This is a genomic window from Peterkaempfera griseoplana (genome assembly GCF_001418575.1).
In the GTDB taxonomy this organism is placed as follows: domain Bacteria; phylum Actinomycetota; class Actinomycetes; order Streptomycetales; family Streptomycetaceae; genus Peterkaempfera; species Peterkaempfera griseoplana.
The window spans coordinates 1-23,799 of the sequence record NZ_LIQR01000016.1 but is presented as its reverse complement, the minus strand read 5'-3'; the positions used below and the strand labels follow the sequence as shown (position 1 = coordinate 23,799).

At 73.1% G+C, this 23,799-nt stretch carries 17 protein-coding genes; 8 read left to right on the top strand and 9 right to left on the bottom strand.

The window, feature by feature from the left end:
• The first annotated feature begins 331 nt into the window (after nt 1-331).
• A complete protein-coding gene (locus AOK09_RS01405; RefSeq protein ID WP_055585229.1) occupies nt 332-1,351 on the top strand; it encodes a GlxA family transcriptional regulator in 1,020 nt (339 codons plus the stop codon).
• Between the two features lie 133 nt (nt 1,352-1,484).
• On the opposite strand, the gene AOK09_RS01400 is transcribed toward AOK09_RS01405, so the two are convergent.
• The 4 genes from AOK09_RS01400 to AOK09_RS01385 all read right to left on the bottom strand — a co-directional run bounded on the left by AOK09_RS01400 (nt 1,485) and on the right by AOK09_RS01385 (nt 10,189).
• Nucleotides 1,485-3,869, bottom strand: a complete 2,385-nt coding sequence (locus AOK09_RS01400; RefSeq protein WP_055585228.1) for a SpoIIE family protein phosphatase — start codon at nt 3,867-3,869, stop codon at nt 1,485-1,487.
• A complete protein-coding gene (locus AOK09_RS01395; protein WP_055585227.1) occupies nt 3,850-8,403 on the bottom strand; it encodes a HAMP domain-containing protein in 4,554 nt (1,517 codons plus the stop codon). The genes AOK09_RS01400 and AOK09_RS01395 overlap by 20 nt, the downstream gene beginning before the upstream one ends.
• A 119-nt stretch (nt 8,404-8,522) precedes the next feature.
• Nucleotides 8,523-8,996 carry a helix-turn-helix transcriptional regulator gene (locus tag AOK09_RS43355; RefSeq protein ID WP_063795802.1) on the bottom strand — a complete coding sequence of 158 codons (474 nt, stop codon included), beginning with the start codon at nt 8,994-8,996 and terminating at the stop codon, nt 8,523-8,525.
• A gap of 152 nt (nt 8,997-9,148) precedes the next feature.
• The gene (locus AOK09_RS01385) at nt 9,149-10,189 is read right to left on the bottom strand and encodes a TDT family transporter (RefSeq protein WP_107101206.1); all 1,041 of its coding nucleotides are present in this window, start codon (nt 10,187-10,189) and stop codon (nt 9,149-9,151) included.
• Between the two features lie 622 nt (nt 10,190-10,811).
• On the opposite strand from AOK09_RS01385, the gene AOK09_RS01380 reads away from it, so the two are divergent.
• A complete protein-coding gene (locus tag AOK09_RS01380) occupies nt 10,812-11,276 on the top strand; it encodes a DUF6884 domain-containing protein (protein WP_055585226.1) in 465 nt (154 codons plus the stop codon).
• 227 nt (nt 11,277-11,503) lie between these two features.
• Here the strand turns inward: AOK09_RS01380 and AOK09_RS01375 are convergent, their stop codons facing one another.
• The gene (locus tag AOK09_RS01375) at nt 11,504-14,248 is read right to left on the bottom strand and encodes a multifunctional oxoglutarate decarboxylase/oxoglutarate dehydrogenase thiamine pyrophosphate-binding subunit/dihydrolipoyllysine-residue succinyltransferase subunit (protein WP_079062628.1); all 2,745 of its coding nucleotides are present in this window, start codon (nt 14,246-14,248) and stop codon (nt 11,504-11,506) included.
• 465 nt (nt 14,249-14,713) lie between these two features.
• A complete protein-coding gene (locus AOK09_RS01370; RefSeq protein WP_055585224.1) occupies nt 14,714-15,547 on the bottom strand; it encodes a helix-turn-helix transcriptional regulator in 834 nt (277 codons plus the stop codon).
• 71 nt (nt 15,548-15,618) lie between these two features.
• Between AOK09_RS01370 and AOK09_RS01365 the strand changes: the two genes are divergently transcribed.
• The 3 genes from AOK09_RS01365 (at nt 15,619) to AOK09_RS01355 (ending at nt 18,059) form a co-directional block, all read left to right on the top strand.
• Nucleotides 15,619-16,335, top strand: a complete 717-nt coding sequence (locus AOK09_RS01365; protein WP_055585223.1) for an SDR family oxidoreductase — start codon at nt 15,619-15,621, stop codon at nt 16,333-16,335.
• A gap of 162 nt (nt 16,336-16,497) precedes the next feature.
• Nucleotides 16,498-16,905 (top strand): YciI family protein, encoded by a 408-nt coding sequence (locus AOK09_RS01360; protein ID WP_055585222.1) that lies wholly within the window; start codon nt 16,498-16,500, stop codon nt 16,903-16,905.
• An 8-nt stretch (nt 16,906-16,913) separates the two neighbouring features.
• A complete protein-coding gene (locus AOK09_RS01355) occupies nt 16,914-18,059 on the top strand; it encodes an RNA polymerase sigma factor (RefSeq protein WP_055585221.1) in 1,146 nt (381 codons plus the stop codon).
• Nucleotides 18,060-18,601: 542 nt separating this feature from the next.
• Here AOK09_RS01355 and AOK09_RS01350 read toward each other — a convergent pair.
• Nucleotides 18,602-19,531 (bottom strand): quinone oxidoreductase family protein, encoded by a 930-nt coding sequence (locus tag AOK09_RS01350; RefSeq protein ID WP_055585220.1) that lies wholly within the window; start codon nt 19,529-19,531, stop codon nt 18,602-18,604.
• 97 nt (nt 19,532-19,628) lie between these two features.
• Between AOK09_RS01350 and AOK09_RS01345 the strand changes: the two genes are divergently transcribed.
• On the top strand, nt 19,629-20,069 hold the full coding sequence (locus AOK09_RS01345; RefSeq protein ID WP_107101205.1) for a MarR family winged helix-turn-helix transcriptional regulator: 441 nt from the start codon (nt 19,629-19,631) through the stop codon (nt 20,067-20,069).
• A 76-nt stretch (nt 20,070-20,145) separates the two neighbouring features.
• Nucleotides 20,146-20,955, top strand: coding sequence for a class I SAM-dependent methyltransferase (locus AOK09_RS01340; RefSeq protein ID WP_055585219.1), 810 nt, complete (start codon nt 20,146-20,148; stop codon nt 20,953-20,955).
• A 157-nt stretch (nt 20,956-21,112) separates the two neighbouring features.
• Here AOK09_RS01340 and AOK09_RS01335 read toward each other — a convergent pair whose 3' ends face one another.
• Together AOK09_RS01335 and sigJ are read right to left on the bottom strand one after the other, a co-directional pair.
• The gene (locus tag AOK09_RS01335) at nt 21,113-22,087 is read right to left on the bottom strand and encodes an aldo/keto reductase (protein WP_055585218.1); all 975 of its coding nucleotides are present in this window, start codon (nt 22,085-22,087) and stop codon (nt 21,113-21,115) included.
• Between the two features lie 194 nt (nt 22,088-22,281).
• Nucleotides 22,282-23,220 carry an RNA polymerase sigma factor SigJ gene (gene sigJ, locus AOK09_RS01330; protein ID WP_055585217.1) on the bottom strand — a complete coding sequence of 313 codons (939 nt, stop codon included), beginning with the start codon at nt 23,218-23,220 and terminating at the stop codon, nt 22,282-22,284.
• 157 nt (nt 23,221-23,377) lie between these two features.
• Between sigJ and AOK09_RS01325 the strand changes: the two genes are divergently transcribed.
• Nucleotides 23,378-23,799 (top strand): LUD domain-containing protein (locus tag AOK09_RS01325; RefSeq protein ID WP_055585216.1); only part of this gene is annotated, 422 nt, incomplete at its 3' end.

Here is a 23,799-nt window from a genome sequence, read left to right as displayed (position 1 = left end):
CCCGGCAGGGCCCGCTGCCGGGGCTGTGGTGCACATCGGGACCGGGGCGGAGCGGCGGCGCCGCGCCGTGTGGGGCCGTCCGTGTGCCGCGGTCGCGCTCGGCGGCCGGTCCGTCGGGGCGGCACGGGCGGAGGACTGGAAGGCGTGGCCTCCCAGCAGGGAGGAAACCGGTCGTGGCCCGGGCGGGGATCGCCGGCGCAGGATGACGTGAGGGACATCCGGCGAACAGCGGTGGGACGGCGGTCGTGAACGGCCTGCCGAACCCCCGCGGACCCCGCGGTGCTGCGGCCGTCGCTCCGGTGTCCGCACCCGTACGACCCGGAGGCATCCGATGAACCGCAAGCACCCTGGCACGGGTCCGCTCACCGTGACGGTGTTCGTCTTCCCGGGGGTGCGGCTGCTCGATGTGACCGGCCCCATCGAGGTGTTCGCCTCGGCGAACGAGTTCGGCGGGCGCTACCGGGTGCAGATCGCGTCGGAGGACGGGGCGGAGGTGATCACCTCCTCGGGGACCCGGCTCAGGGCCGACCGGTCCGTGGACGACCTGAGCGGGCCGTGCGACCTCCTGCTGGTCCCGGGCGGCCCGGAGTGGGAGACGCTGATCAAGGACGAGGGGCTGCTGGACGCCGTCCGGCGACTCGACGCGACGGCCCGTCGCACGGCGTCGGTGTGCACGGGGGCGTTCCTGCTGGCCGCGGCCGGCCTGCTGGACGGCCGCCGCGCCACCACGCATTGGCGGCACGCCCGGCAGCTGGCCCTGCGCTTCCCCTCCGTACAGGTCGACGCGGACGCCATCTTCGTGCGGGACGGACGGATGATGACCTCGGCGGGGGTCAGCACCGGTATCGACCTCTCCCTGGCGCTCGTCGAGGAGCACCACGGCGCGGAGGTCGCCCGGTCGGTCGCCAAGGACATGGTCATCTTCCTGCAGCGGCCGGGAGGCCAGTCCCAGTTCAGCGTCCGCTCCCGGGCCTCGCACATCCACCAGGAGATGCTCCGTCAGGTCCTGGACGCCGTCGTGGAGAACCCCGGCGCCAACCACACCCTCCCGGCCATGGCCCGCCGGGCGGGGGTCAGCGTCCGCCACATGACCCGGCTCTTCCACGAGGAGGCGGGAACCACCCCGGCCCGCTATGTGGAGCAGGTGCGGGTGGAGGCCGCCCAGGTGCTGCTGGAGACGGGCGACGACCCCATGGCGGTGGTGGCCCGGCGCAGCGGGTTCGGCTCACCCGAGTCGCTGCGCAGGGCGTTCGTCCGCCAGGTGGGTGTCACACCGGGTGCTTTCCGGGCCCGCTTCCGGACGGCCGGCGCCGGTACGGCGGAGCCGACCGCCGGGGCGGTCGCGCCGTAGCCCGGGCACCACGGGCCGGTACGGCGGACCGCGCCGTCCGCAGGCGGGCCGCGGCAGACGGGATCCGCCGCGCCCCGGAGCGTGGTGCCCCGGCCGGCTGCCGGGCCGGGACGCACGCGGGTGCCCCGGAGGGTCAGGTGATGTTGACGGCGATCAGGCAGGTGTCGTCGTCGGTGTCGGAGGAACTGCGGACGAGCAGCCGGTCCACGAGCTGTTCCAGCGTTGCCTCCTGCGGCAGGTGGGTCAGCAGTTCGCTGAGGGCCGTCTCCAGCACGGTGTCCCGGCGCTCGATGAGGCCGTCGGTGAACATCAGCAGGGTGTCGTGCGGCTCCAGCGTGAGGGAGTGCTCCTCGTAGGTGGCGGACGGGAGGGCGCCGAGCAGCAGCCCGGAGGTGAGCGGCAGGGGCGTCGGCACATGGTCGCGGACCAGCACCGGAGGGAGGTGGCCGGCACGCGCCCAGCGCAGCTCACGGGTGCCGGGGTCGAAGATGGCGCACACCGCGGTGGCGGTGATCTCGTCGGTGAGCTGGTGGCTCACGCTGTTGAGCCAGGTGAGCAGCTGACCGGGGCCGGCGCCGGTGGCTGCCAGCCCGCGCAGGGCGTTGCGGAGGGCGACCATGCCGGTGGCGGCCTCGATGCCGTGCCCGGCCACGTCGCCGACGGACAGCAGGACCCGGTTGCCGGGCAGCGGGAGGGCGTCGTACCAGTCGCCGCCGACCAGGTGTTCCTGCTCGGCGGGCCGGTAGCGCACCGCGATCTGCAGACCGGGCAGTCCGGTGGCGGCGTGGGCCGGCGGCATGATGGCCTGCTGCAGACGCAGGGTGAGGCGGTTGCGTTCCCTGGCCTCCGCCTCGGTGTGGGCGAGTTGTTCGCGGGTGGCGGCCAGGGCGACCTCGGTCCAGTGCTGGGCGGAGATGTCCTGGTAGGCGCCTCGGACGCCCTCCAGGGTGTTCGACGGGCCGAGGACCGGCTCGGCGATGATCCGGATGTACCGGGTGACCTGGTCGGCGCGTTCGAGCCGGAACGCGGCCGCCGAGGGGCGGCGGTGGTGCAGCAGGGTCCGCAGGAACCGGTGGACGGCGTGGTGGTCGTCGCCGTGGACGTAGGTGGCGATGTCCTCCAGGCGGACCAGCTTGTCGCCCGGCCGGAGGCCGTACAGGTCGAAGAGCTGGTCGTTCCAGGTGATCTCCCCGGTGCGGAAGTCCTCCTCGAAGCCGGCGATACGGCCGAGGCGCTGGGCGTGCTGGAGCAGGTCGGCCAGACGGCTGGCCTCGGCCTCCACATGCCAGACGACCAGGACGCAGGCGCCGTGGCGGCTGAGACTCGCCTGGGCGCGGGAGTGGATGGGCACTCCGTCGACCAGTGCGGAGATCTGCAGCGGCGCGCGGAAGGGTTCGCCGGTGGCGTAGACGTGCTCGACCGCGTCGAACAGGCCGCCGGGCGCACCCACCAGGGGGTAGCTCTCCAGCAGCCCCTTGCCGATCAGTGCGGTGCGGGGCCGCCCCGCGGGATCCGCGAAGCGGGGGTTGAGGTGGTGGATGCGGAAGTCGGTGAGCGCGGAGTGCCGGTCGATGGCGGGGGCGAGCACCAGTGCGGCCGCGTTGTCCAGGCCGTCCGCCAGGTCCGAGAGCTCACGCAGCTGGGGGTAGACCGCCTCCAGGGTGGCGGTCGGCAGCGGCTCGTGGACGTCCAGGGCGTGGCCCGCGACCTCTCCGAGGCTCTCCAGCTGGTGGGCGATGGAGGCGGAGATGACGGGCGGGGTGCTGCCCCACACGACCTCCAGGACACCCACCGTGCGGCCGTGCACCTGCGCCGGGACGCCGACCCGGCCGTGGTCGGCAAGGTCGGCCTCGGCGATGGACACCGCGCCGACGTCCGCCAGCCGGCGGGCGTGCAGGACCTCCCGGCGGGAGAGGGCGAGCCGGGCGAGGGTGGTGACGCGCGGCGGGACGTGGCGCCAGCGGTGGCTCTCCTGCTCGGTGACACCCGCGGTGCCGGCCAGGGTGATCGAGCCGTCGGGGGACGAGGCCCAGAGCGCCACGGCCACGGCCCCGAGCGGCCCGAGAGCGTGCTGGAGGAGCGAGTGGGCCACAGCGTCGCAGTCGTGCGCGGCGAGCGCCGCGCTCTCGGCCGTTCTCAGCCGTGCGGCGCCCCCGGCGTCCGCGGTGTCCGGGCCGGGGCCCGGGCCGGGGCGGACGGTGGAGTCCTGGACCAGGTCGGCTGCGACCTCCAGGGGCGTCAGGCCCGCCTGCTCGGCGAGCCGGCGCAGCTGCAGGTCCGCCTCCCGGGCGGAGCAGTCCAGGCGTTCCATGAGCAGGCCCTTGGCCATCTCGATGACCGCGCGGCCCTCGGCGGCCGACTGCGCCGCCTCGACCTCGCTCTGCAGCCGCATCACCAGGGCGGCCAGCCGCCCGGTGCCACCGGCGGCACCCGAGGGCTCGGCGGCGAGCGCGCCGGGCTGCGCCGGAACCTGCCCGGAGGAGGCGGCCGGCTCCAGCTCAGACCTCACTGGTGGCACCCCTCTCCGCCAGGCACCGCTGGATGGCGGCGACGAGGTGCGCGGCGTCGACCGGCTTGGTCACATAGTCGTCGGCCCCCGCGGCGAGGCTCTTGTCACGGTCTCCCGGCATGGCCTTGGCGGTGACGGCGATCACCGGCAGGTGGGCGAGGTCCGGGGAGGTCCGGATGGCCCGGGTGGCGGCGTATCCGTCCATCTCCGGCATCATCACGTCCATCAGGACGACGTCGGTCTCCGGGTGGGCGTGGAGGGTCTCCAGGCCGGCCCGGCCGTTGTCGGCGTCCAGCACCGTCATGCCGTGCAGCTCCAGGATCCCGCTGATCGCATAGACGTTGCGGGCGTCGTCGTCGACGACCAGCGCGGTGCGGCCGGTGAGAGCGCCGGGTTCCTGGACCTCGGGGGCGGGCAGCTCCTCGGGCCGGACGAGCGGCAGGGCGGCGCCCGGGTACTCCGCCGTCAGGTGCAGGGTGACCCGTTCACGCAGGTCGTCCAGGCTGCGCAGGACCTCGACCGACGGTGCGGCCGCCCCCGCCGCCAGATGGTCGTCGGCCGCGTGCCGGGGCGTGGCGTGCACCAGGATCGGTACGTGCTGCAGTGCGGGGTCCCCGGCCATGGCGTCGAGGAAGCGGTGGGTGGAGCCGTCCGGCATGGCGCCCTCCAGCACCACGCAGTGGAAGGAGCCGGCCGCGAGGGCCGCGGCGGCCTCCTCGGCGCTGAGCACGGTGACCACCTCCGCGCGCTGACCGCGGGAGGCCGCGACGGCGGGGTCGAAGGTGTTGGCGGCCGCGTTCTCGGTGACCACCGACAGCAGCCCGCCGACCCGGGCTTCGAGGACCAGCGCTCGTCGCGGCGTACCGGGGTCCGCCTCGACGGCCGCCGGCGAGGCCGGGGCGGGCAGGCCGGGCGCGGTCGCCGGGGCGGCGGTCCGGGGTGCGGAGGCGACGGCACGGAAGTCCGGCCTGGCGGCCGGCAGCAGCAGGGTGAAGGTGCTTCCCCGGCCCGGGGCGCTGTGGACGCTGATGGCACCGCCCAGGAGTTGGGCGATCTCGCGGCTGATGGACAGGCCCAGCCCGGTGCCGCCGTACTTGCGGCTGGTGGTGCCGTCGGCCTGCTGGAAGGCGCCGAAGATCGTCTCCAGCTGCTCCTCGGCGACACCGATCCCGGTGTCCGTGACCCGGAAGGCCATGAACTCGCCCCAGTGGCGGACCTGTTCCGGCACCTCCTCCGTGGCGGCCCGTTCGATGCGCACCTCGACGCTGCCGGCCTCGGTGAACTTGACCGCGTTCGACAGCAGGTTCCGCAGGATCTGCCGCAGCCGTGAGTCGTCCGTCAGGATCTCCTGGGGGACGTCGGGGGCGGTGACGATGCGGAAGTCGAGGCTCTTCTGCGTGGTCATCGGACGGAAGGTCGCCTCGACGTAGTCGAGGAGCTGGCCCAGCGCCACCGGCTCGGGGGTGATGTCCATCTTCCCGGCCTCGACCTTGGACAGGTCCAGGATGTCGTTGATCAACTGCAGCAGGTCCGAGCCGGCCGAGTGGATGATCGTGGCGTACTCGACCTGCTTGGGCATCAGGTTGCGGGTCGGGTTCTGGGCCAGCAACTGGGCGAGGATCAGCAGCGAGTTGAGCGGTGTGCGCAGTTCGTGGCTCATGTTCGCCAGGAACTCCGACTTGTACTTGGAGGCGAGCGACAGCTGCTGGGCGCGCGTCTCGAGTTCCTGGCGGGCCTGCTCGATCTCCGCGTTCTTGGCCTCGATGTCGCGGTTGCGCTCGGCCAGCAGCGCCGCCTTCTCCTCCAGCTCCGCGTTGGAGCGCTGCAGCTCCTCCTGACCCACCTGCAGTTCCTCGGAGCGGGACCGCAGTTCGCCGGCCAGCCGCTGCGACTCCTGCAGCAGTTCGTCGGTGCGGGCGTTGGCGACGATCGTGCTGACGTTGACCCCGACGGCCTCCATCAGCTGCCCCAGGAAGTCGCGGTGCACCGCGGTGAACCTGTGCAGCGAGGCCAGTTCGATGACGCCCAGCACCTGCTCCTCCACCACGATGGGCAGCACGATCAGGGAGCGGGCGGGGGTCTGTCCGAGGCCGGACGATATGGTCACGTAGTCGGCGGGAAGGTCGTCCAGGCTGATCACAGCGCGGTCGGCGGCGGCCTGGCCCACCAGGGAGCGTCCGACCGGGCAGGTCTCGGGGCGTTCGGGCCCGGCGGGGCGGCCGTAGGAGCCGATCAGGCGCAGGCGCGGGCCGTCGGTGGCGTCCTCGGCGAGGAAGAACGCACCGTACTGGGCGCTCACCAGCGGGGCGAGTTCGCTCATGACCTGGTCGGCGACGACCGCGAGGTCGCGGCTGCCCTGCATCAGACCGGAGATCCGGGCCAGGTTGGTCTTCAGCCAGTCCTGCTCCTGGTTGGCGCGGGTGGTCTCGCGCAGAGACTCCACCATGGCGTTGATGTTGTCCTTGAGGTCCCCGACCTCGCCCGGTGCCTCGACGGTGATGGAGCGGGTGAGGTCGCCCTGGGCGACGGCGCTGGTGACCTCGGCGATGGCGCGGACCTGCCGGGTGAGGTTCCCGGCCAGCTCGTTGACGTTCTCGGTCAGGCGCTTCCAGGTGCCGGAGACGCCCTCGACCTCGGCCTGACCGCCCAGCCGCCCCTCGCTGCCCACCTCCCGCGCGACCCGGGTGACCTCGGCGGCGAAGGAGGAGAGCTGGTCGACCATGGTGTTGATGGTGGTCTTGAGCTCCAGGATCTCGCCGCGGGCGTCCACGTCGATCTTCTTGGACAGGTCGCCGTTGGCCACGGCGGTGGTGACCTGGGCGATGTTGCGGACCTGGTTGGTCAGGTTGTTCGCCATGGAGTTGACGTTGTCGGTGAGGTCCTTCCAGGTGCCGGCCACGTTGGGCACCCGGGCCTGACCGCCCAGCTGGCCCTCGGTGCCGACCTCGCGGGCGACGCGGGTGACCTCGTCGGCGAACGCGGAGAGGGTGTCGACCATGGTGTTGATGACGCCCGCCAGTGCGGCGACCTCGCCCTTGGCCTCCACCGTGATCTTCTGTGACAGGTCGCCCTTGGCCACCGCGGTCGCGACCTGTGCGATGGAGCGCACCTGGCCGGTCAGGTTGGACGCCATCACATTGACGTTGTCGGTCAGGTCCTTCCAGGTGCCTGAGACGCCCCGGACGGTGGCCTGACCACCGAGGTTGCCCTCGGTGCCGACCTCGCGGGCGACCCGGGTGACCTCGTCGGCGAACGCGGAGAGCTGGTCGACCATCGTGTTGATGGTCTCCTTCAGCTCCAGGATCTCGCCGCGCGCGTCGACGCGGATCTTCTGGGTCATGTCGCCCCTGGCCACCGCGGTGGTGACCTGGGCGATGGAGCGCACCTGGGCGGTGAGGTTGTCGGCCATGACGTTGACCGACTCCGTCAGGTCCTTCCACATGCCGGAGACACCCTTGACGTCCGCCTGTCCGCCCAGGCGTCCCTCGGTGCCGACCTCGCGGGCGACGCGGGTGACCTCGTCGGCGAAGGAGGAGAGCTGGTCGACCATGGTGTTGATGGTGGTCTTCAGCTCGGCGATCTCGCCGCGCGCATTGACGGTGATCTTCTGCGAGAGGTCGCCCTTGGCCACCGCGGTCGCCACCTGGGCGATGGACCGCACCTGCGCGGTGAGGTTCCCGGCCATGAAGTTGACGGAGCCGGTCAGGTCGCGCCAGGTCCCGGAGACACCCTTGACGTCCGCCTGTCCGCCCAGGCGTCCCTCGGTGCCGACCTCGCGGGCGACGCGGGTGACCTCGTCGGCGAACGCGGAGAGCTGGTCGACCATCGTGTTGACGGTGTTCTTCAGCTCCAGGATCTCACCGCGGGCGTTGACGGTGATCTTCTGCGACAGGTCGCCCTTGGCGACCGCCGTGGTGACCTGGGCGATGTTGCGCACCTGGTCGGTCAGGTTGCCCGCCATGAAGTTGACCGAGTCGGTCAGGTCCCGCCACACACCGCCGACGCCGGGCACCTCCGCCTGTCCGCCCAGCCGCCCCTCACTGCCGACCTCGCGGGCGACGCGGGTGACCTCGTCGGCGAACGCGGAGAGCTGGTCCACCATCGTGTTGACGGTGTCCTTCAGCTGCAGGATCTCGCCCTTGGCCGCCACATCGATCTTCTGCGACAGGTCGCCCTTGGCGACGGCGGTGGCGACCTGGGCGATGTCGCGGACCTGGCTGGTCAGATTGCCCGCCATCGCGTTGACCGACTCGGTCAGGTCCTTCCAGGTGCCCGAGACGCCAGGGACCTCGGCCTGGCCGCCGAGCTGACCCTCGGTGCCGACCTCCCGCGCCACGCGCGTCACCTCGGACGTGAACAGCGACAGCTGGTCCACCATGCCGTTGAACACCGACGAGATCTCGGCCAGCAGGCCGCTGCTGCCGTCCGGCAGCCTGGTGCCGAAGTCCCCGTCACGCACAGCGGTCAGACCGTCCAGAAGCTGCCGCAGTTCGGCCTCACCGATGCCGCCGCCGCCCACCGGGCGCTCCACCGTGTCCGTCATCGTGTACTCCTCCCCCAGATTCGGGCAATGGTCGAATCGACGTCTGTCGCCGGCTGCGGGCATACCTGCATGGCGGGCCCGTTCGCTCCAGAGGCCTCAGGTACGCCGCGCGTCAGCCCCTACACGGGCTCGGGAAGGACGGCCGCTTCGCGTTCGTCCGTTCCGGGTTCGTCGGTTCTGCGGTCGCCCGTTCCGGCTTCGTCCGTTCCGGGGTCGTCGGTTCGGGGTTCGTCGGTTCGGGGTTCGTCGGTTCCGCGGTCGCCCGTCCCGGGTTCGCCCGTCCCCGGCTCGTCGGAGCTGGGACGTGCCAGGAAGAGGGCGAGCAGGCCGTCCACGTCGTGCCCCGCGTCGGCCGGGTGCCGCAGCGGCCGGCCGTAGATGACCTCGTACCGGTTGCGCCGCCCCTCGCGGATGCGGACCAGATAGCCCTCGGCCTCCAGGTCGGCGACGATGCCCTGCACGGTGCGCTCCGTCACCTGGCACGCCACGGCGAGATCCCGCAACCGGATGCCGGGCTCCTTGGCGATGAAGGCGAGCACCCGCGCGTGGTTCGTCAGGAACGTCCAGACCGATCGCGTCTCCGCGGTGCTCATGCCTTCTCCCCTCGGGTCGAGATTCCGGAAATACAATACACGCAGATCTTTTCGTGAATAGACCCGACAGGCATGGTCATGCCACTGAACCTGGCCCGGACGTTCCACGCCCCCCGGCCGCCCCGTCGGCGCCCGCTTCGGACGGCGCCGTCTCACCGCCCAGGAGGCGCCGGCGCGCCGCCGGGTTCCCGTGGGGCCTCCCGCCGGTCCGGGCGCCCGACGGCGTGACACAGTGAGCGCCAGGCCACCACCACCCAGGCGGCGACGAGCAGCGTGTAGAGGGCGACGGCGATCCAGACGAACAGCTGCGAGCCCGTACGGGCAGCCAGGGCGCTGGTGCCGGTGACACAGGCGCCGAGGGGGAAGATGAACGACCACCAGGTCGGCGCGAAGGGGAGTCCGGACCGGACCTCCCGCACGGTGAGCGCCGTCGCCAGCACCAGCCACAGCATGGCGAAGCCCCACACACCGAGCCCGCCCAGCAGCGCCACGACGGCGGCGCCCCGGGTGTACGGCGCGGGCAGCGTGCCGGGTGCGGCCGTGGCCAGCGCACCCAGCGCCGTCACCGCCTGGCCCAGTGCGCCCACGCCGATCCACACCGTGGGCACCACCGCACCGGTGGGCGCCTCATGGTGCACCAGGCGGCTGTAGACCATGGCGAGCACCAGCAGGACCGCCACCAGACCGAGCCCGAGCATCGCATAGCAGCCCTGCAGCAGCGCCAGCCGCAGCTGTCCGGCCGGTACATGCGGAACGAGCAGCGCGCCGGTGGCCGCCGAGACCATCGGAGGTACCACCGGCATCAGCCAGCCGCCGAACGCCGCGTCGGGCGCGAAGCGGTGCCGAGTGACCATCAGGTACGGCACCGTGCAGGCAGTGGCGAGTCCCAGCACGGTGCCGAGCGACCACAGCACCCAGTCCACATCCAGCGCCGCCCGCGCCCCGATCACGCGCCGGCCGAGCAGCAGCGCCCCGGCGCCCACCGTCAGCAGCGCCATCGGCGGTGCCCCGAAGAACTGGACCAGCGCCGGATCACCGGCGTGCACCCGCAGCGCCCGCTGCCGGACATAGCCGACCGTGAGCAGGACCAGCAGCAGCGCGGCCCCCAGCCAGACCGCCGTGGCGGCGTCGCGCAGTCCGGGAAAGGTCCTCGGCAGGGTGACGGCCGCGTCGGCGACGATACCGGTGCCCATCACGGCCGCGAACCAGCTGGGGCCCAGCGGCGGACGCGTCCTTCCGCCCGCTCCGGGCCGCGGGACACGGGCAGCGGCGGAATGCCTCGCGCCCGAGTCCCTGGAGGGGACCGTCGGGGCGCCGGGGGAGTGGGGAGTCACGGCGTGGAACGCCTACTTTCCTGTTCTCGGGAAACCGCCGTTCGGCGATCGGCCGACCGCCCGGCACCCACCCCGGCAGCTCCCGGGCGGCGGCCGTGACCGTCGGCCCGTTGGCGGTACGACGCTATGGCGGCACACCACTCCCGCCACACCACCTCACGTGCCAGGGCGCCCTCAGATCGGGACATGACGGGCAGCGCCTGTCCCGAGCGGCAAGAGCGGCCGGGGACACCGGCACGCCCCCGCCCGCTGCCGGACCCCATGGCGGTCCGGCCACGGGCGGGCGCAGCGGTGTCCCGATGTGAGGGCCGTGCGACCGTCCCGGCGGCTGTCCTGCGGCGCAATCGGTGATGGGCTCGACGGTGCCGCCGGGGAAGGCCACGGACGGTACCGGCCGCACGGGCGGCCCGGGATCCAGGAACCACACCGACGAGGCACCCTGCCGGGCCCGCCGGCCGGTGCACCCACGGAGGGCCATACGATGACCGCCACCGACCGTTCCGCGCTCCAGTCGCCGGAACTCGTCCTCATCACCTGCGGCAGCCGCAAACTCGGCCACCGGGCGCGAGCGGCGGACCTGTACACCGGTCCGTACCACCGTGCCTGCCGCAGGGCGGCCCAGGGGCTGCGCCCCGACCACCTGTTGATCCTCTCCTCCTTCCACGGCCTGGTCGCCCTCGACGACGTCATCGAGCCCTATGACACCGCCCTCGACGGCGTCGGCAGCGTCACCGCCGAGCGGCTCCGGCAGCAGGCCCGGCAGCGCGGCGTGCTCGAACTCGATCCGGTCGTCGTGCTGGCCGGCGCCCGGCACACCGCCCTCGCGCGAAAGGTGTGGCCGCACGCCCTCAACCCGCTGCAGGGCACCGGCGGCATGGGACGGCAGATCGCCTGGCTCAACGCTCTCGCCGGGATCGGCGCGCCGGACGACCCCGCGGCCCGCTGAGTCCAGGCCGTACCCCGACCGCCGCTCCGGCACCGCTCAGCGGCCGCGCGGCGGAAGCCCGGTCCGGGCCAGCGGCGCAACGCCTGCGGGCGGCCCGGACGAATCCGGGCCGCCCGTGGCAACCATGCATGCGGTGCGCTGTCGTGGGCGGCGGCACCCGGCCGACCGGCCGGTTGTGTCCGGTCGCCGGCCGCCCAGGCCTCGGGTTTCAGGCCTCGGCGGCGCCCTCAGGCGAAGGCCCGGCGCAGAACCTCCTGCTGCTCGGCGGCGTGACGGCTGGCGGACCCGACGGCCGGAGCGGAGGCGGCAGGCCGGCTCACACAGGCCGCAGGGCCGGGGAGCAGGCGGTCGACACGAGGTCCGACGAAGGTCCAGGCGCCCTGGTTGGCCGGTTCCTCCTGGACCCAGCGCACCTCGACGCCCTGCGGGTACCTGGACAGTTCCGCCTGCAGTTCCGCGGCGGGGAACGGATACAGCCGCTCCAGCCGGACGATGGCGGTCCGGTCGTCTCCCGACTGCTGCCGCTGGGCGTCCAGGTCGTAGAAGACCTTGCCCGAGCAGAGCAGCACGCGCTCGATCCGGGCGGGGTCCTGTGTGCGGTCGGGGATCACCGGGCGGAAGGAACCGCTGGTGAACTCCTCCAGCCCGGAGGTCGCCGCCTTCAACCGCAGCATGGACTTGGGAGTGAAGACCACCAGCGGCCTGCGCCGCACCTCGAGGCCCTGCCCCCTGAGCAGATGGAAGTAGTTGCCCGGCACGGAGGGGCTGGCGACGGTCATGTTGTCGTCCGCGCACAGTTGCAGGAAACGCTCCATGCGGGCGGAGGAGTGGTCGGGCCCCTGTCCTTCCAGGCCGTGCGGCAGCAGCAGCGCCAGACCGGACCGCTGCCCCCACTTCTGCTCCGAAGCGGAGATGTACTCGTCGATGACCGTCTGGGCGCCGTTGGCGAAGTCACCGAACTGCGCCTCCCACAGCACCAGCGCGTCCGGCCGGGCCAGTGAGTAGCCGTACTCGAATGCCAGCGCGGCCAGTTCGGACAGCAGCGAGTCGTACGGAGCGAAGCGCGCCGCCCCCGGGCCGAGCGAGTTCAGTGGCGTGTGCTCCCGGCCCGTGCGGCGGTCGGTGAGGACGGCGTGCCGCTGGCCGAAGGTGCCCCGGCGGGAGTCCTGGCCGGCCAGTCGCACCGGCACTCCGTCCAGAAGCAGCGATCCGATCGCGAGGGCTTCCGCAGTGGCCCAGTCGACGTTGCCCGCGTCCAGCATGGCCGCCCGTCGCCGCAGCTGCGGGAGCACGCGCGGATGCGGGGTGAAGCCCGGGGGCAGGTCGGTCTGGGTGCCCAGGACGAGCCGCAGCGCCTCCTCGCCGACCGCGGTGGCGGCACGGCGGGCCGGGCGGTCCGCCCCGGTGTCCGGCCAAGACGACTTCCGGTCGGCCGACCGGGTCCCGCTGGTCTCGGCGAAGGCCCGTTCGAGTTCGGCCCGGTAGATCTGCCGGGCCTGTTCGATCTCCTGCTCGCCGATGACGCCGGCGTCCTGCAGCGACTGCGCGTACAGCTTCCGTACGGAGGGCCTCGCGGCGATACGGTCGTACATGCCCGGCTGGGTGATGGACGGGTCGTCGACCTCGCTGTGCCCGTGGCGCCGGTAGCAGACCAGCTCGACCACGACGTCCTTGTGGAAGGCCTGCCGGTAGTCGAAGGCCCACCGGGCCGCCCGGACGACCGCCTCGGGGTCGTCCCCGTTGACATGGAGGATCGGCGCCTCCACGGTCCGCGCGACGTCGGTCGCGTACACACTCGACCGGCCCCCGGCGGGGGCGGTGGTGAACCCCAGCTGGTTGTTGATGATCACGTGGACGGTGCCGCCGGTGCGATAGCCGGGCAGCTGTGACATGTTCAGCGTCTCGGCGACCACGCCCTGCCCCGCGAAGGCGGCATCGCCGTGGATCACGACGGGCAGCACGGAGAATGCCTCCCGGTCGCCCTCAGCGCGTTCCTGCCGCCCCCGCACGACCCCCTGCGCCACCGGGCCCACGATCTCCAGATGCGACGGGTTGGCGACCACGGAGACCGCGATGGTGTGACCGTCCGCGGTGTGGAAGGTGCCGGCGGCCCCCAGGTGGTACTTGACGTCGCCCGAACCCTGCGAGGACCGGATGTCCACCGCGTCCTCGAATTCCCCGAAGATCTGGGCGTAGGGCTTTCCCACGATATTGGCGAGGACGTTCAGTCTGCCGCGGTGCGCCATCCCGATGACCACCTCGCGCATGCCCAGGCGTGCGGCGGGTGCGAGCAGCGCGTCCAGCAGGATGATCGCTGACTCCCCGCCTTCCAGCGAGTACCGCTTCTGCCCCACGTACTTGGTGTGCAGGAATGTCTCGAATGCCTCTGCCGCGCCCAGCCGGCGCAGAATCCCCAGCTGCTCGGGGCGTCCGGGCCGCGGCTGCCGCCCCTCGGCGCGCTGCTGTATCCAGAGCCGTTCCGCCGGATTCTGGATGTGCATGTACTCGATGCCCGTGGTGCCGCAGTAGGAGTCGCGAAGCGTCTGGACGACGTCGCGCAGTGTCATGGTCCGGCGGCCGGCGAAGCCGTCGACGGGAAACTGCCGTGCGGCGTCCGCAGCGTCGAGGCCGTGCCCGGAAGGCTCCAGGTCGGGGTGGCCGGAGGCCGGCGCCGTACGGAGGGGATCGGTGTCGGCCGCCAGGTGCCCGCGGACCCGGTACGAGTGGATCAGGGCCGCGACCCGGACCGCCTTGGCCACGAAGTCGGCGCTTTCCCGGTCTGCTGCCGCCCCGGCGCCGTCAGGCCTGGCCTCGTCTGTCGCCGCGGACGCTCGGAAGTACTCCCGCCAGGTCACGTCGACGGAGCCGGGATCGCTCAGATAGCGTTCCCGTATCTCGTCCACGAGCCACTCGTTGATGCCGAATTCCTGGGGGCGTGCGGCCGAGGAAACGCTGCTTGATGGTGACGTCACAGCGCCGACCTTCTTTCCTCTTCGAAATTCAAAAAAGACCGTCGGGGACGGGGCCGTCGGACCTGCCGCCCCGGCGAAGGCGGTCCGCCGCGATGAGGACCGTCGACTCTGTCAGCAATGTCGAGGCTATGACGGAACCCCGCCGGGGCGGGGCGCGGAAACGGCCGGGGGTGCGGCAGATCAGGACCTCGCCCGCCGCTGTGCACGGCATCCGCGGTCGCCACGGGACCGCCGGACGGGTCGAGCGGGGGCCTTGCGGACCTGCCCCGGTCAGCGGCCGTCCGGCCCGCGCCGTCCGGGGGCGGGTGGCCGGCCGGACGTCACCGCACGGCTCCTCGACGTGGGCGGCGCTCTGCGGATCCGCCGGGTGGTAGGACGCGATGGCGACCTCGTCCGGCGCGCTGTCCGCCGGGGTGCCGCACGTGGTCCGTCCGGCTCACCGCTCCCCCCAGGGAGCCGCACCCGTCACGGAGCCAGACCGGAGTACGGGGCCGTCGAGGCCAGCCGGCGCAGGGTCCGGGCCTCGGGGGATCCGGGGTCGGCCGTGATCAGCACGACTTCCTGGTCGTCCTCGGGGACCAGGAGGACGTCGCAGTTCAGCCGGAGCCTGCCCGCCGTCGGATGGTCGAGGGTCTTGATGCGGTGACCGGGGGCGTGGACCGGCCGGGTCTCCCAGAGCCGGCGGAACTCCTCGCTGCCGGTCCGCAGTTCGCCCAGCAGGGCGGCGAGCTGCGGGTCGTGCGGGTAGCGGTCGGCGGCCCGGCGCAGGCGGGCCACCACGATGTGCCCGAACTCCTCGGCGCTGGAGCTCTCGTACATCCCGCCGTCGCCGAGGAACCGGCGCCGGGCCAGGTTCGCCCTCCGCAGGCCGAGGTCGTCGCCCAGCAGGGCACGGGCCAGCGGGTTGCAGGCGATGACGCCGTAGGCCGCGTCGGTGACGATCGCGCCGGTCTCCGGCAGACGCTGCAGCATGCGGGACACATGAGGGCTGACGCGCCCGACCGCGCCCGCGGTGGGCGGCGGCGCGCTCGTCCCGGCGAGGCGGAACAGGTGGCTGCGTTCGGCGGGCGCCAGACGGAGGGCCTGGGCCAGGGCGTCCAGGATGCGCGGCGACGGACGGGGGCCGCGGGCCTGCTCCAGCCGGACGTAGTAGTCGACGGACATGTGGGCCAGCTCCGCCACCTCCTCCCGACGCAGGCCAGGGGTGCGGCGCGGGGTGCCGACGGGCAGGCCGAGCTCGTCGGGGCGCAGGGCCGTGCGGCGCTCCCGCAGGTAACGGGCCAGTTCCTGCCGTGCCATGGGCTCTCCTCCCCCTGCCTGGTACAGGTTGTCCCTGGCAGGGTGGGCGCAGCCAGGGGACCGTGGCTTGCATGAACAATCGCACAGCACTGGTCACGGGTGCCAACAAGGGCATCGGCAAGGACATCGCCCGTCTGCTCGCCGCGGAGGGCTTCCTGGTGTACGTGGGGTCCCGGGACGCCGGGCGCGGCCAGCGGGCCGTCGAGGAGATCGGCGAGGGCGCGCGTCCGCTGGTCCTGGACGTGACGAACCCGGACGGCATCGCCGCAGCCGCTCGCCGGGTCGACCGCCTCGACGTCCTGGTCAACAACGCGGGCATCTCGCCGTCGCTCGCCCCGCCGACCGAAACCGGCGCGGACGAGTTCCGGCGCACCTACGAGACCAACGTCTTCGGGGTCGTCGCCGTCACCAACGCCTTCCTGCCCGCCCTGCGCCGCTCCCCGCACCCCCGGATCGTCAATGTGTCCAGCGGTACCGGCTCGCTGACCTGGAGCACCAGCCCCAACCCGCAGTTCGCCACCGGCAGCGGCGGGGCGGCGGCGTACCGCTCGTCGAAGGCCGCCCTCAACGCCCTGACCGTGCTGTACGCCCAGACCCTGGCCGAGGAGGGTTTCAAGATCAACGCGCTCGCCCCCGGTCTGCGGGCCACCGATCTCAACCCCCGGGCGGCCGCGGCGGGCGGGGACCCGGCGGAGGCCGCCCAGGGGGCCGTACGGCTGGCGCTCCTGCCGGACGACGGGCCGACCGGGGAGTTCTTCTCCTGGGACGGGACCCCGGTGCCGTGGTGATCGCGGACAGGCCCGGTGCGGGCGGCGGCCCGGCCGCCGCCCACACCCGCCGCAGGCGGCGGAAAAAAAATCTTCGGCGGGGATGTCGAGAACCCGTGGGCTGCTCCGTCCCGGAGGTGAGGGTGACCACAATGGGTCACACCAGCACCGAGGAGACGGATCATGGCCAAGTACCTGCTGCTCAAGCACTACCGCGGCGCTCCGGAGGCGGTCAACTGCGTGCCCATGGACAAGTGGACGCCGGAGGAGATCTCGGCGCACATGCAGTACATGCACGACTTCGCGGCCCGCCTGGAGGGGACGGGCGAGTTCGTCGACGGCCAGGCGCTCGCCCCCGAGGGGGCATGGGTGCGGTACGACGGCGAGGGACGCCCGCCGGTCACCGACGGCCCGTTCGCCGAGACCAAGGACCTCATCGCCGGCTGGATGGTGATCGACGTCGACAGCTACGAGCGGGCCGTCGAACTGGCCGGGGAACTGTCGGCCGCCCCCGGAGCGGGCGGCAAGCCGATCCACGAGTGGCTGGAGCTGCGCCCCTTCCTGGCCGCGCCGCCCACCGTCACGGAGTGACCTCCCCGATGGACGAGGCCCTGCTGCGGAGCCTCACCCCGGGTGTCATCGGAGTCCTCGTCCGCCGCGGAGCCGACTTCGCGGCGGCCGAGGACGCCGTACAGGACGCGCTGGTGGAGGCGGTCCGCGTCTGGCCGGCCGACCAGCCGAGGGACCCCAGGGGCTGGCTGGTGACCGTGGCCTGGCGCCGGTTCCTCGACGCGACCCGGGCGGACACCGCCCGCCGCCGGCGTGAGGACCGGGCGGACGAGGAGCCGGCGCCCGGGCCCGCGCCCGCGGTGGACGACACCCTCCAGCTCTACTTCCTGTGCGCCCATCCGTCGCTGACGCCCGCGTCCGCGGTCGCGCTCACCCTGCGGGCCGTCGGAGGACTGACGACGCGTCAGATCGCGCAGGCGTACCTGGTTCCCGAGGCGACCATGGCGCAGCGCATCAGCCGGGCCAAGCGCACCGTCTCCGGCGTGCGGTTCGACCGGCCCGGCGATGTCGCCACCGTGCTGCGGGTCCTCTATCTGGTGTTCAACGAGGGCTACTCCGGCGATGTGGACCTCGCCGCCGAGGCCATCCGGCTCACCCGGCAGCTCGCGGCCCGGGTGGACCACCCCGAGGTGGCGGGGCTGCTCGCCCTGATGCTGCTCCACCACGCCCGGCGCGCGGCCCGCACCGCGCCCGACGGCAGCCTGGTGCCGCTCGCCGAGCAGGACCGCAGCCGGTGGGACACCGCCGTCATCGCCGAGGGCGTCGGGATCCTGCAGGCGGCCCTCGCCCGTGACCGGCTGGGCGAGTTCCAGGCCCAGGCGGCCGTCGCGGCCCTCCATGCCGACGCGCCCACCGCCGAGGAGACGGACTGGGTGCAGATCGTGGAGTGGTACGACGAGCTCACGCGTCTGACCGACAGTCCGGTCGTCAGGCTCAATCGCGCCGTCGCCGTGGGTGAGGCCGACGGACCGCGTGCCGGGCTGGCCGCGCTCGCGGCGCTGGACGACTCGCTGCCCCGCCACACCGCGGTGGCGGCGTACCTCCATGAACGCGACGGCGACCTGGTGACGGCGGCGCGGCTGTACGCCGAGGCGGCCCACAAGGCGCCCAACCTCGCGGAACGCGACCATCTGACGCGCCAGGCGGCCCGGCTCAACGCCGGGCTGCGCGGCTGACCGGCCGGGCCGGGACTCGCTGCGTCCCCCCTACCCGACCGGGCATCCGAAACTGGGGCTTGGCACCGCCGCGGAGGATTCCCGGACCGTGCGGCTCGGTCACGCCCTGCGGACGGCGGAATGCTGCTCCTCGCCCCGGAGTCGTGGAGGCGTCCCCGACGGCAGCGGTGACCTGACGGTGGCCCATGTGCGCTCCGACGGCGTTGTGGTCCGGGGCGCCGGTCCGGGTCTGATCCCGGACCCGGCAACACCGGCGCCCGCCCGGGCCCGGTGGTGCGGCCGGCGCCGCGGGCCTCGGCCAGCCTCCGGCCCCGCCGGCGATCAGGCGCGGGGGAGCCACCCCGCTCGGCATGACCGTACGCCCGGCCCCGACACGCCCGGCGGGGAGTGGTCCGCTGCGAACGTCCGGTTGGGCGTTACGGTGGACCACGAAGACCTCTGTGCGGTGCGGTCCTGGACGGCTCCATCACATCGAGGTCTTCACCATGTCCGGGCCCGTTGGGCGGCGTGCACACCGGGGGGCCGGGAAACCGCTCCGCGGATCAGCCCTCGGGTACCAGGACGACCTTTCCCAGATTGGCCCGGGCCTCGATCGTCGCGTGCGCTCGTGCCGCGTCCGCGAGGGCGAACTCCGCGTGGACGGCGGGCCGCAGCGCGCCCTCGGCGAACAGCCGCCACAACGTCGCGACCCACCCCGCATACCGCTGCGGCTGGGTCCTGGCCACCAGCGCCACCTGGAACCCGGTCACCGATCTGCCGCCGACGAGGAGGTCGTACGCCGCGATGGTGCCGCCGCCAGAGCTGTACGCGACCAGCCGTCCACCCGGCGCGAGGGCCCTGACGGCGGGGGTGAGCAGTTCGCCGCCGACCGCGTCCAGGCCGATGTCGACCGGCTCGCCCCAGCTCTCCTGGTCGTAGGTCACCACGGCGTCGGCGCCGAGGGCGCGTACGAAGTCCGCCTTGGCGGGGTCGCCCACGGCGGCGACCACCCGGGAGGCCCCGTGCAACCTGGCCAGCTGCAGGGCGAGATGGCCGACCCCGCTCGCGGCCGCGGTGACCAGGACCGACTCGCCCCGCTCCGGGCGGGCGGCCTCCAGGGCGCCGAGCGCCACCACTCCGCTGCGGACCAGGGCGACGGCGTCCCTGGCGGTGGCGCCCTCCGGGATGGCGGTGGCCATGGTGGTGTGCAGCAGCGCGTACTGCGCGTACCCGTGCCCGAAGCAGAGGCCGGTGACCCGGTCGCCCGGGGCGAATTCGCTCACGCCCTCGCCGACCCGCACCACTTCGCCGGCCAGCTCGCCGCCGAGCGGGACCGGCTGCGCGGCCTCGCGGACCTTGCGCACGACGGGGAGGGTGACGCCGATCGCCTCGGTTCTGACGAGCAGTTCACCGGCTCCGGGTTCCGGGACGGGGACCTCCTCCTGGAACAGGTTCTCCGGTCCGCCGATGTTCTCGTACCGAATGCGCCGCATGCGAGACCGCCTCCCGACACCCTGGAGATTCATTGGAGATCCCAACGATAGGGGAAGGTCGTTGGGAGGGCCAACGTTTTCTCGTATGCTGCCGGGCATGGCAGAGAACCCGCCGGCGCCCAGCCGCATTCGCCCCCTCCCCAGCTGGCTCCTCGGCCGGGCCGCGGCCCGTGGGCGCGGCCTGGTCGCGGAGGCGCTCGCGCGGCACGACCTGAGGATGTGGCACCACGTCGTCCTCGCCGCCGTCGCGGACCTCGGCCCGGTCGCCCAGGCCGAACTGGGCAGGACGATCTCGCTCGACCCCAAGGACATGGTCGGCGTGCTCAACGACCTGCAGACGGCGGGCCTCGTGCTGCGCACCCCCGACCCCGCCGACCGCCGCAAGAACGCCGTCAGCCTCACCCCCGAGGGCGAACAGCGCCTCAGGGAGTGCACCAGGGCGGCCAGGCGAGCCAACGACGAACTCCTGGCGCCGCTGTCGGCCGCCGAGCGTGAGCAGTTCCTGGACATGCTGCGGAGGATCAGCGGGGTGCGGTGACCCGGCGGGAGGCCCCCCCGCGTTCCCTCCGCCGAGGCGGTGCCCAGCCCCGGGGCCGCGTACTACGGTGGGGTGCGTGTCCGAGCTGTCGGTGAGGGACTTCTACGACCAACTGGCCCACGACTACCACCTGATCTTCCGCGACTGGGACGCGAGCATGGCGTACCAGGCCGAGGTGCTGGACGGGATCCTCCGCGCGGGTCTCGGGACGGGACCGCACCGGGTGCTGGACTGCTCCTGCGGAATCGGGACCCAGGCGATCGGCCTGGCCCTGGGCGGGCACCGGGTCGTCGCCGCCGACCTGAGCCCGGTCGCCACCGCGCGGGCCGCCGCCGAGGCGGCCGCCCGGGGCGCCGTACTGCCGGTGACGACGGCGGACATGCGTCAACTGCCCTTCGGGCCGTCCTGCTTCGACGTCGTCCTGTCCGCCGACAACGCGCTCCCGCACCTGCTCCGCGCGGAGGACGTCCAGGCGGCACTCGCCGGCATGCTGCGCGTGCTCCGGGACGACGGGCTGCTGATGGTCACCCTGCGGGACTACGACGAGGCGCGCCGGACCAGGCCCACGGCGCCACCTCCCCAGGTCTCGCAGACGCGCGAGGGGCGCGTGGTCACCTTCCAGCTGTGGCACTGGCACCAGGACGGCGAACACTACGACCTGGAGCACTTCCAGCTCGTCCCCGACGGGAGGAGCTGGGACGTCCGCGTCCGCCGGACCACCTCCTGGGCACTCACCCGCGGGCAGCTGACGGACTTCGTGACCGCGGCCGGCTTCACCGACGTCACCTGGCACCTGCCGGACTCCAGCGGGTTCCACCAGCCCGTACTCACCGCACGGCGCCCCGCGCCGCCCAGGACGGCCGGCTCCGCGCGCCCGGCTCCCTGACCGCCGGCGACGCGGAGCAGCGGATCCGCGGGTGCCGCCGAGCCGCCTGCTCCGGTCACCTCCCGTCCCCCGGCCGGTGACGGGGATGTCCCGCGGGTGCGCACAGGGGACCGCCCCCTGCGGGGACGGCGCTCGGGCGCGGCCGTCCCGCCGGGGGTCAGCGCTCCATCATGCGCATACCGGCCTCGTTGTGGGTGTCCCCGGCGGCCGGGGGCAGGTTGGTGAGCCGGGTGAGCTGGTCGTCGCTGAGGCGGAGGGCGTCGGCGCCGACGTTCTCCTCGACGCGGCTCACATGGCGGGTGCCGGGGATCGGTGCGATGTCGTCGCCCTGGGCCAGCAGCCAGGCCAGTGCGACCTGCGCCGGGGTGGCGCCCGCCTCGGCGGCGACGGCGGCGACCTGGTCGGCCAGGCGGAGGTTGTGCCGGAAGTTCTCGCCGCTGAACCGGGGGTTGTCGGCGCGGAAGTCGTCGGCGTCGAACTGCTCGGTGGAACGGATGGCACCGGTCAGCACACCGCGGCCCAGCGGGGAGAACGGCACGAATCCGATGTTCAGCTCCCGCAGCACCGGCAGGACACGGGCCTCGGGGTCGCGGGTGAACAGCGAGTACTCGGACTGCACCGCGGTGATCGGATGGACGGCGTGCGCACGGCGGATGGTCTCCGGCCCGGCCTCCGACAGGCCCAGGTGCCGGACCTTGCCCTCGGCCACCAGCTCGGACAGCGCCCCGACGGTCTCCTCGATCGGGACGCCGGGGTCGACGCGGTGCTGGTAGTACAGGTCGATCCGGTCGGTGCCCAGACGCCTGAGCGATCCTTCGACGGCGGCGCGCACACTGGCCGGGCTGCTGTCGGTGGGGCCCTGACGGCCGGTGTGCGAGATGAGACCGAACTTGGTGGCGAGCACGACCTGGTCCCGGCGGCCCCTCAGCGCGCGGCCGACCAGTTCCTCGTTGGTGTAGGGCCCGTAGACCTCGGCGGTGTCGATGAGGGTGACGCCCAGTTCCAGGGCGCGGTGGATGGTGCGGACGGACTCCTCGTCGTCGGCACCGGCGCCGGTGTAGCCGTGGGACATGCCCATGGCTCCCAGACCGATGCGGGAGACGTCCAGGCCGTTCAGGGCGATGTGCTTCACAAGGGGTCCCGTTCGTTCGGTGGTCGTTTCCGGTGCGCCGAGCACGACGACCCAGGGCGCCGCAACGCACCGTAGACGGGGCGGGCGCCGCAGGAGGGGAGACCCGCCGGGGCTGTACGGGACGGACGCCGGCCCTGAGGACTCCGCCGCCGTCCTCCTGGCCGCCACCCGGGCGCCGGACACTTCCGGCCGCGTCAGCCCGTCGTCCAGCGGCGGAGCTTCTCGGGGTTGCGCACCACCCAGATGTGCCTGATCCGGTCACCCGTCACATCGAACGCGAACACCGTCACGGTGACGCCGCCCTGCCGGGCCACCAGACCCGGCTGCCCGTTGACCGTACGCTCCAGGAACGTCATGTCCGCGGGCCTCCGGCGGGCGATCTCCACCCAGGCGTGCGCGATCTGCTCGCCGCCCGCGATCGGGTGCAGGAACGTCGTGGCGAGGCCGCCGCCGTCGGCGACCGCTGTGGCGCCGGCGTCGAGCAGACCGATGAGAGCGCCGATGTCCTTGGCCTCCCACGCCTGCCTGAAGTCCCGGACCACAGCGACGCGTCGGGCCGCCGGGGTCGCCGAGGGCCGTGCGGCCCGGATGCGGCGGCGGGCCGAGGAGGCGAGCTGGCGGCAGGCAGCGGGGCTGCGGCCGACGATCTCGGCGACTTCGGCGAAGGAGTAACGGAAGACGTCGTGCAGGACGAACGCGACACGTTCGGCCGGGGTCATCGACTCCAGCACGACGAGGAAGGCCATGCTGACCGACTCGTCGAGGGTGACCCGGTCGGCCGGGTCGACGGCGGCACCGGCCGGGCGCCCGCTGATCCACTCCGTACGGTCGGGCAGCGGCTCGGGGATCCACTCGCCGACATAGCGCTCCCGCCGGACCCGGGCTGAACCGAGCAGGTTGAGGCAGATACGGCTGGCGACCGTCGTCAGCCAGGCGCCGGGGGAGACGATGGCGTCCCGCTGCTGCCGGGGCATGGCGAACCAGCGGGCGTAGGTCTCCTGGACGGCGTCCTCGGCCTCGGCCAGGGAGCCCAGCAGCCGGTACGCGACATTGACCAGCTGACGCCGCTCGCCCATGACGGCGTCCAGGCCTGGATCGAGTCGGCCGGGTGCCGGCCCGGATCGGGTGGTCATGGTGCCAACGGCTCCCTTCGTCGCAACTGCCCTCACCGGTTCGACACGGCAGCGCGCCGGAATGTGAGGCGGTGCGGCGCCTCACATCCAGGGCGGCTGTGTTGTCGAACTGCCGAGACCGACTCATCAACCAGTGAACAGGAGGACGGGAGACCTCATGACCACTCCCATGCCTGCAGCGTCCTTTGCCGACCCGGCACCCGCACAGCGCCTGGAGCGGGCGGCCGCCGCGCTCACCGCACACGGTTTCACCGTGGAGGTCCTCGACGACGCCGCAGCCGCCCGTGCCCGCGTCGGAGAGCTGATCCCCGAGGGCGCCCATGTGTTCACCGCCGCCAGCGAGACCCTGCGCCTGTCCGGCATCGACGAGGACATCAACGCCGGCGGACGGTACCGCGCCGTCAAGCCACGCGTCCTGGCCATGGACCGTGCCACCTGCGCCGACGACATCCGGCGCCTGATCGCCGGCCCTGACGTCATCGTCGGCAGCGTCGCGGCGCTCACCGAGACCGGCTCCCTGGTGGTCGCCTCGGGCAGCGGAAGCCAGCTGCCCGGCTACGCGGGCGGCGCCGCCCGCGC